Annotated in this window: 9 protein-coding genes and 1 riboswitch; of the genes, 6 read left to right on the forward strand and 3 right to left on the reverse strand. The window is 30.0% G+C overall.

The window, feature by feature from the left end:
• Nucleotides 1-43: 43 nt before the first annotated feature.
• The 4 genes from FGQ49_RS10745 to dhaL all read left to right on the forward strand — a co-directional run bounded on the left by FGQ49_RS10745 (nt 44) and on the right by dhaL (nt 2,985).
• A complete protein-coding gene (locus tag FGQ49_RS10745) occupies nt 44-214 on the forward strand; it encodes a manganese efflux pump (protein ID WP_347559326.1) in 171 nt (56 codons plus the stop codon).
• 299 nt (nt 215-513) lie between these two features.
• Entirely contained in the window at nt 514-1,275 is a 762-nt protein-coding gene (locus FGQ49_RS05175) for a DeoR/GlpR family DNA-binding transcription regulator (protein WP_138268807.1), read from the forward strand.
• Nucleotides 1,276-1,366: 91 nt separating this feature from the next.
• On the forward strand, nt 1,367-2,359 hold the full coding sequence (gene dhaK, locus FGQ49_RS05180) for a dihydroxyacetone kinase subunit DhaK (RefSeq protein WP_138268808.1): 993 nt from the start codon (nt 1,367-1,369) through the stop codon (nt 2,357-2,359).
• An 11-nt stretch (nt 2,360-2,370) separates the two neighbouring features.
• Nucleotides 2,371-2,985, forward strand: coding sequence for a dihydroxyacetone kinase subunit DhaL (gene dhaL, locus FGQ49_RS05185; RefSeq protein WP_138268809.1), 615 nt, complete (start codon nt 2,371-2,373; stop codon nt 2,983-2,985).
• Nucleotides 2,986-3,051: 66 nt separating this feature from the next.
• Here dhaL and FGQ49_RS05190 read toward each other — a convergent pair whose 3' ends face one another.
• Both FGQ49_RS05190 and FGQ49_RS05195 read right to left on the reverse strand, forming a co-directional pair.
• Nucleotides 3,052-4,725, reverse strand: a complete 1,674-nt coding sequence (locus tag FGQ49_RS05190; protein WP_138268810.1) for a formate--tetrahydrofolate ligase — start codon at nt 4,723-4,725, stop codon at nt 3,052-3,054.
• An 11-nt stretch (nt 4,726-4,736) separates the two neighbouring features.
• On the reverse strand, nt 4,737-5,270 hold the full coding sequence (locus FGQ49_RS05195; RefSeq protein WP_138268811.1) for a folate family ECF transporter S component: 534 nt from the start codon (nt 5,268-5,270) through the stop codon (nt 4,737-4,739).
• A 65-nt stretch (nt 5,271-5,335) separates the two neighbouring features.
• Nucleotides 5,336-5,430: riboswitch (THF riboswitch) on the reverse strand.
• Between the two features lie 134 nt (nt 5,431-5,564).
• Between FGQ49_RS05195 and FGQ49_RS05200 the strand changes: the two genes are divergently transcribed.
• A complete protein-coding gene (locus tag FGQ49_RS05200; RefSeq protein WP_138268812.1) occupies nt 5,565-6,848 on the forward strand; it encodes a hypothetical protein in 1,284 nt (427 codons plus the stop codon).
• Between the two features lie 77 nt (nt 6,849-6,925).
• Nucleotides 6,926-7,162, forward strand: coding sequence for a helix-turn-helix domain-containing protein (locus tag FGQ49_RS05205; RefSeq protein WP_138268813.1), 237 nt, complete (start codon nt 6,926-6,928; stop codon nt 7,160-7,162).
• A gap of 20 nt (nt 7,163-7,182) precedes the next feature.
• On the opposite strand, the gene FGQ49_RS10330 is transcribed toward FGQ49_RS05205, so the two are convergent.
• On the reverse strand, nt 7,183-7,819 hold a 637-nt coding region (locus FGQ49_RS10330), incomplete at its 5' end, for a hypothetical protein (protein WP_171020593.1).

Genomic DNA, 7,819 nt, shown 5'->3' on the forward strand with positions numbered 1-7,819 from the left:
CGTAAGTATCGATGCCTTGGGAATAGGAATTTCATTTGCGTTTATGAATATAAAAATTATTCCCGCAATAATATTAATTGCACAAACAACTTTTTTAATGTCCATTATTGGAATTTTATCAGGAAGTTTTTTAGGAAAAATACTAAAAAACAAAGGAGAAACTTTGGCTGGAATTATACTTATTATTATTGGAATAAAAGCATTATTTGAATAAATATACATATATATCTCATATGTAAAGATAATTTTATATATAAGAGAACCTTTTATATATGAACTATTATATAAATTCCATATAATAATATAAATCACTGTAAAAGTCAAAATGTTGACCATAAAGAATATATTTTTAAAAGATAAAACAGCAATTAAATTTCATTTTAAAAGTTAAAGAAATTTAATTGTTCTTTTTTTTATAAAAAAAATAAGTAGATGAAAATTTACAATTGACAAATAATTTTATTTTTGTTACATTAGTTATGTAAAGGTTTATATTTGTATTTGGAGGAAAAAATGTATAAAGAACAAAGGCAGGAAACAATTCTTCAATATATATATGAAAAAAAAGAAGCAAGTGTTAAAGAATTATCAAAAATGCTTGGTGTATCAAACGTAACAATCAGAAAAGACTTAATAGAGCTTGCAAACATGGGAAAAATTTTAAAAACCCATGGAGGAGCAACATCCGTAGAAAGTATATTATCAACGGAAACTCCTCATTATCAAAAAGATAAAACATTCAGAGAAGAAAAAGAAAGAATTGGAAAAGCTGCCGCAAAATTAGTAGAAGAAGGTAATACAATTATAATTGACGGAGGTTCAACACCTTATCATGTAGTACCTAATATTTTAGATAAAGAAGTAATGGTTATTACAAATGATGTAAAAGCAGCCTACAAACTGGCATTAGATTCAAAAGCTAAAGTTCTGGTTTCAGGAGGCTACATAGAAAAATCCGTATTTTCTCTTTTAGGCTCTACCTCAGAACATCTATTTAAAACAACACATTCAGACATTGCTTTTATAGGTTTGGACGGCATGGATATAAACTACGGAGCAAGTGTAAAATCATTTACGGAAACACCTGTAAAACAAGCAATGATTAAAAATGCAGAAAAAGTTGCTGCTGTAATTGACCATTCAAAATTAAATCAAAAAATGCTTATTAAATTTGCTGAAATAGAAGATTTTGATTATATCATCACAGATGAAATGAGTGATGAAGACATAAAAGATTACAAAGAAAGAGGCGTAGAAGTAATCATTGCAAAATAAAAAGACCAAAAGGTCTTTTTTATTAAAGTAGATATAATTTTTTTCATAACTTTTAACTACTATGATATAATTCCATAAAGGAGGTTTTTATATGAAAAAATTTATCAATAAACCTGAAAATGTAGAAAACGAAATGTTAAACGGAATCGCGAAAATGCATCCGGAATATGTTAAAAGGCTTGAAGGTCTTGACGTAATCGTAAGAAAAGACAAAAAAGAAGGAAAAGTAGCTTTAATAAGCGGAGGAGGAAGCGGACACGAACCTGCTCATGCAGGATATGTTGGATACGGTATGCTTGATGCAGCAGTTGCAGGACCTGTATTTACATCTCCTACTCCTGATCAAATTTACGAAGCTATTAAAGCAACAGATGCAGGAAAAGGAACTCTTCTTATAATTAAAAACTATACAGGAGACGTTATGAACTTCGATATGGCTGCTGAAATGGCTGCTATGGAAGATATTAAAGTTGAACAAGTAATAGTAAATGATGATGTTGCTGTAAAAGACAGCCTATACACAACAGGAAGAAGAGGCGTTGCGGGAACAGTATTTGTTCATAAAATTACAGGTGCAGCAGCAGAAGAAGGAAGAAGCCTTGATGAAGTAAAAAAAGTTGCAGAAAAAGTAATTGCAAATGTTAGAACAATGGGAGTTGCAATTTCTCCATGTACTGTACCGGCGGCAGGAAAACCGGGATTCGAAATAAACGACGACGAAATGGAAGTAGGTATCGGTATTCACGGTGAACCTGGAACTCATAAAGAAAAACTTACATCAGCTGATGAAATAACAGCTCATCTTCTTGATTGCATACTTAAAGATTTAGACTTTGAAGGAAGCGAAGTTGCCGTAATGATAAATGATTCAGGAGCAACACCTCTAATGGAACTTTATATTGTAGGAAACAAACTATCTGACATTTTATCACAAAAAGGAATAAAAGTTTATAAGAGCTTCGTAGGACATTATATGACATCAATCGAAATGGCAGGTTTTTCAATAAGCTTACTTAAACTTGATGATGAACTTAAAGCACTTCTTGACAGCAAAGCTGATACACCTGCTTTTAAAACACTATAAGGAGAAAGAAATTGACAAAAGAAACTTTAATAGAATTAATTAAAAATATAGCAAAAAAAATTGAAGAAGAAAAACAATTTTTAACAGATCTTGACAGCGAAATCGCTGACGGGGACCATGGAATAAACATGGCAAGAGGATTTGAAGCCGTAGAAGCAAAGCTTGATACCGTTAAAGATAAAGACTGTGGAACAATATTAAAAACAGTAGGAATGACTTTAGTTTCAACTGTTGGAGGAGCAGCCGGACCATTATATGGAACAGCTTTTATGAAAGCCGGAATGGTTCTTGCAGGAAAAGAAGAATTAAACGGCGAAGATTTTATAAAATCTATGGAAGCTGCAATTGAAGGCGTAAAACAAAGAGGAAAATCAGATAAAGGTGAAAAAACAATGCTTGATTCAATGATTCCTGCTTATGATGCTTTCAAAGAAAACATAGATAAAGATACAAAAGAAGCAATGAAAGAAGCCTTAGAGGCTGCAAAAGAAGGAATTGAATATACAAAAACAATAATTGCAACAAAAGGTAGAGCTGCCTATATTGGAGAAAGAAGCATCGGACATCAAGATCCCGGAGCTACATCTTTTACATATATGATTGAATGTTTATATAATATTTTATAAAATAAAAAACCTGACAAAATGTCAGGTTCTATTTTAAGGAAAAGACCGCTTATGCGGTCTTTTTTATTAGAATAATCCGGAAATCTTTCCATTTTCATCAACATCGATATTAAATGCAGCAGGTTTTTTACCAAGACCCGGCATTTTCATAACATCACCGGCAAGAGCAACTATAAATCCGGCACCGGCTGATACTGTTAAATCTTTAATTGTAATTCTAAATCCTTCAGGTCTGCCTAACTTGCTTGGATCATCAGATAGAGAATATTGAGTTTTTGCAATACAAATAGGCATTTTATCAAAACCAAGTCTTTCAAAGTTTTCAATTTCTTTTTCTGCTTTCTTTGTATAATCAACTCCGTCAGCACCGTAAATCTTTGTTGCGATTGCATTAATTTTTTCTTTAATAGATAAATCTAAATCATAAGAGAATTTAAAGTTATTTTCTTCTTCACAAAGCTTAATAACTTCTTTGGCAAGTTCTTCTCCGCCTTCTCCGCCTTTTTCCCAAACTTCACTTAATACTACATTTACACCTAATTTTTGACATTCGTCTTTAATTAAGTCAATTTCAGCATCAGTATCGTTTACGAATTTATTTATTGCAACAACACATGGAAGACCAAATACATTTTTGATGTTATCAACATGTTTAATTAAATTTGGAAGTCCTTTTTTAAGGGCATCAAGATTTTCACTGCCCAAGTCATTTTTGTTAACCCCACCATTGTATTTTAAAGCTTTTACTGTTGCTACAATAATTACGGCATCAGGTTTTAAATCTGCTAATCTACATTTAATATCAAGGAATTTTTCAGCACCAAGGTCAGCACCGAAACCTGCTTCCGTTACAACATAGTCACAGAAGTGTTTTGCCATTTTTGTTGCAATAACACTGTTACATCCGTGAGCAATATTTGCAAATGGTCCACCATGAATAAATGCAGGAGTACCTTCTAATGTTTGTACTAAATTAGGCTTTAATGCATCTTTTAAAAGTGTTGCCATAGCACCATTAGCTTTCAAATCTCTTGCTGTAACAGGATCTCCGTCCATGTTATAAGCTACAACTATATTACCAAGTCTTTCCTTTAAGTCAGTGATATTATTCGCAAGACAGAAGATTGCCATAACTTCACTTGCAACGGTAATATCAAAACCATCTTCTCTTGGAGTACCGTTAACTTTTCCTCCAAGACCGCAAACAATATTTCTAAGTTGTCTGTCGTTTATATCAACTGCTCTTCTCCATACTATTCTTCTAACATCAATATTACATTCATTGCCTTGATGTATATGATTATCAATCATAGCAGCAAGTAAGTTGTTAGCAGCTGTTAGGGCATGAATATCTCCTGTAAAGTGAAGATTAATATCTTCCATTGGAACAACTTGTGCATATCCGCCGCCTGCTGCTCCACCTTTAATACCAAATACCGGTCCCAATGAAGGTTCTCTAAGAGCCATGATTGTTCTATAACCAAGTCTTCTTATTGCATCCGCAACACCTATTGTAGTTGTTGTTTTACCTTCCCCTGCTGGAGTTGGATTTATGGCAGTAGTAAGAATAAGTTTACCGTTTTTATCTTCAGTTCTTTTTAAGACATTATAATCAACTTTAGCTTTATATTTCCCATAAAGTTCTATATCGTCTTCACTAAGACCTATTCTTTTGGCAACTTCTCTTATGTCTTCCATTTTTGCTTCTTGAGCAATTTCAATATCACTTTTGTAACCCATTTTTATTCTCCTTAAATCTTAATTTTATTTTTGGTGTTTTTGTATAAAAAATACAAAATAGTACTATCAAGAAATATCATAATAACAGCTTTTAAAATTCTTTGCGGAATCATTGCAATTGTTGCATAACCGTAAAGCTGAACAAGAAATACAGTGTTTAAAATCATTGAACACATTACTTCACAAAAAAACATGATAAGCAAAAAGTGAAAATAATTCATTTCAATGTTTCGTTTTTTCAGCCACATTGCAATAAGTCCCGGAATAACTCCATACATTGCACTTGTAAGAGTAAATCCCAAATGAAAAGCTCCACCATCAGGCTTTAAAACAAATTGTATAAAATCTGATAAAAACCCAATAGCAAATCCATAAAATGGACCTAAAACAATGCCGGAAAAAATAGTGGGAACAGTCGTAAAACCGATTCTGAAATTTTGAGTAACAGAAATTTCAAACATCTTAAGAACCATCCCCATTGCAATAAACAATCCTGCATAAGCCAATTTTCTTGTACTTACCAAACTAGAGCTTGCTCTATTCATACTTTTACCTCCTAAGTATTACTAGACAAAGCTCCGCTATGAAACATATTTAATTAATGTTTTTTTACAGCGGACGCGACAAGACACCGCAACCAATAAGGTTTTCGTTTAAAGGCAACTTCCCATCCTTTAACACTTAACGCATCTTATCTACTCTGTATATATTTTTACATAACGATTATATCATAAAAAACTTTATATTCTGCTATTTTATAAAAAATATATTAAATAAATTGATATTTAAATATAAAAATAGTAGAATGGAGTAAAAACAATCGGGGTGATATACTTTTTATGGAAATAACTTTTGATAATAAGACTCTAAATGGCAAAGTATCAGCAAAACCTGTCTTTGAGGATTTAAAAAGATATTTAATATGCTCTTTATTTTCAAATGACATAAGTATAATAAAAAATGTTTTATTAGACAAAAAAACAAAAAATCTACTTAATATATTAAGCAAACTAGGTGCAACAATAATGGTAGATGAATATGAAGGGAAAAGAAAAACACTTAAGATAAAAGGCTCTTATCCTTTTGATGTAAATATAAATCAAATTGATGTTGAAAATAACATAAATTTATTAAAAACCATAGCTCCGATACTCCTTGTTTCCAAAAAGAAATTTAATATTAAATATCAAAATATTTTAATTTCAAACCCGATAAATTCTTTTTATAGTTTATTCTTCAAAAAAGGCTTCACTATGATACAAAAGGAAAAAAGAGAATATCCTATAAAAATTAAAACAAGCATAGATAAATCCGTATTTTTTATAAGAGCAGATGTTGAAAAAGAATATCTTTCAACGATGCTTTCAATTATCCCAAAAGCTTACAATAATGCAAAAATCATTATTCATTCGGGAGAATTAAAAGACAAAGAATATATTTTAAAAACATTAAAAATACTTGAAAGCTTTAATATTAAAATTAAAAATCATAATTTTAAAGAATTTGATATTATAAATACTAAATATCAACCATGTGACGTTACAATAGAAAATGACTTTACGTCTGCCAGTGTTTGGATAACAGCAAGCGCTCTCGGACATAAAATAATGGTTAAAAATCTAAATTTAAAAAGTGAACAAAAAAACAAAAAGATTTTAGATATTTTAAAGATAATAGGTTTCAATATTCTCGTAAATAAACATGGAGATATTATAGCAAAACCAAATAAAATAAATGCTTTTAATATAGATATAACAAAAGTGCCTGATTTACTTCCGTACCTTTCAGTTATTGCCAGCGTTGCCGATGGAACAAGTAAATTAAGACATGCAGATGAAATATATATCAATAATACTCCAATAGCAGAAGAAATGTCACGAGTAATAAATGAAATAGGCGGTGATAGCTTTGTTTTCGGAGGAGATCTTATAATAAGAGGAAGAGAAATTTTAAAGGGTGGAGAAATAAAAGAACCTGTTGTTCACGAAATTGTTTTTTCACTTTGTGCCATTTCAAGACAATGCCAAAATCCTATTAAAGTAACTATTCCAAATTCAAAACCGAGATATTATAAAGAATTTTACCGTGATTATAACAGACTTGGAGGGAAAAGATATCTATAAAGCCATAAAATTTATGGCTTTTTTTTGTATGTTTTTATTATATTAACAAAAACTAATATAAAAAAAGAGGATACAAAATGGATATTTCAAAACTAATATATAACAGAATAGTACAATTACTAAAAAATAAGAATATGACAATAAATAAATTTGCAAAAAAGCACAATCTACCTGCAACTACAATATACAGCATAGGCCACGGGAAATCAAAATCACCATCAATAATAAACATTGTAAAAATATGTAATGCACTCAATATAAGCTTATATGATTTTTTTAATACAGAAGAATTTAAGTCAAAAGAATACAAATAAAACTACCTTTTATGGTAGTTTTATATTGTAATATTCTCAAATTCTCTTTTTATTTCTTCTTCACTCATTTCATCAAGAGATGTTGAAGCAATTTCTTCTTTGACAGATTGTTCATTATAAGTTTTTATATCTTTTTCTTGCTTTTCTATTTCAAGCTTTAATTCATCTATCTCTTTATTTATATCTTTATGTCCGCTTCTTTTTTCAATATCACTTAACTCTTTATTAACAGCCTTTTCCAATGCTTCAATTTTACTGTAAGTTTGCTCAACTTGCTTTATTATTTTTTGTAGGTCGCTATTTTTACTTGAACTTTCTGTTTTTTCTTTTTTTACATATTCATTTAATTCTTCTTTTTCTTCTTTTTGTATATTTGATTTTATATCATTATTTTCTTCAATATAAGATATTTCTTCACTATCAAGAAGTTCATCATCTTCTTCATCTATTTTAGAAGAACTATCTTCATTGTTCTTAGTATTTATGATATTATCATCAACTTGAAAACTATTTATTTCATCAATAATATTTTCCAAATCTCCTGTATGCATCATATCTTCTTTACTATGTTCATTTTCATCATACATAGGAATATCAAATTCATTCTCTTCTATTGTTTTTTGTTTTAAAGGAGCAACTTTTTTTAATACCTTTTCT

This window comes from Anaerofustis stercorihominis (assembly GCF_005844425.1).
In the GTDB taxonomy this organism is placed as follows: domain Bacteria; phylum Bacillota; class Clostridia; order Eubacteriales; family Anaerofustaceae; genus Anaerofustis; species Anaerofustis butyriciformans.

What these genes read in the sequence shown, in the direction of transcription:
- FGQ49_RS10745 (WP_347559326.1), top strand. Translation starts at nt 44, where the DNA reads ATGAATATAAAAATTATTCCCGCAATAATATTAATTGCACAAACAACT.
- FGQ49_RS05175 (WP_138268807.1), top strand. Translation starts at nt 514, where the DNA reads ATGTATAAAGAACAAAGGCAGGAAACAATTCTTCAATATATATATGAA.
- dhaK (WP_138268808.1), top strand. Translation starts at nt 1,367, where the DNA reads ATGAAAAAATTTATCAATAAACCTGAAAATGTAGAAAACGAAATGTTA.
- FGQ49_RS05190 (WP_138268810.1), bottom strand. Translation starts at nt 4,725, where the DNA reads ATGGGTTACAAAAGTGATATTGAAATTGCTCAAGAAGCAAAAATGGAA.
- FGQ49_RS05195 (WP_138268811.1), bottom strand. Translation starts at nt 5,270, where the DNA reads ATGAATAGAGCAAGCTCTAGTTTGGTAAGTACAAGAAAATTGGCTTAT.
- FGQ49_RS05200 (WP_138268812.1), top strand. Translation starts at nt 5,565, where the DNA reads ATGGAAATAACTTTTGATAATAAGACTCTAAATGGCAAAGTATCAGCA.
- FGQ49_RS05205 (WP_138268813.1), top strand. Translation starts at nt 6,926, where the DNA reads ATGGATATTTCAAAACTAATATATAACAGAATAGTACAATTACTAAAA.